Source organism: Salinimicrobium oceani, from assembly GCF_012037645.1.
Window position 1 is genome coordinate 1 of sequence record NZ_JAAVJR010001425.1, and the last position, 310, is coordinate 310.

Genomic DNA, 310 nt, shown 5'->3' on the forward strand with positions numbered 1-310 from the left:
TATGAGTTCATCTTTTGAAAAGTTTCAAAAAAGACGTCTTATCTCCTCTTATTTTTCGGTCGTTATCAGTATTGCACTGGTGCTTTTTTTACTGGGATTGTTGGGCCTGCTCGTCCTCAACACCAAAAAAATTGCCGATCATTTTAAGGAACAGATCGCCCTTACTATCTATTTAAAAGATACTGCCAAGGAAGTGGAGATTACGCAACTCAACAAAAGTCTGGCTTTGGCTGAGTACACAAAATCTACAACCTACGTAACCAAAGAGGAGGCTGCCGAGGCTCACAGTAAAGAAATCGGGGAAGATTTT

General features: G+C 40.3%; 1 protein-coding gene. It reads left to right on the forward strand.

Going from position 1 to position 310, the window contains the following annotated elements; all coding sequences use genetic code 11:
* Position 1 precedes the first annotated feature (1 nt).
* Positions 2-310, forward strand: a 309-nt coding sequence (locus HC175_RS22485) for a permease-like cell division protein FtsX (protein ID WP_209310217.1), incomplete at its 3' end; no start/stop codon positions are given.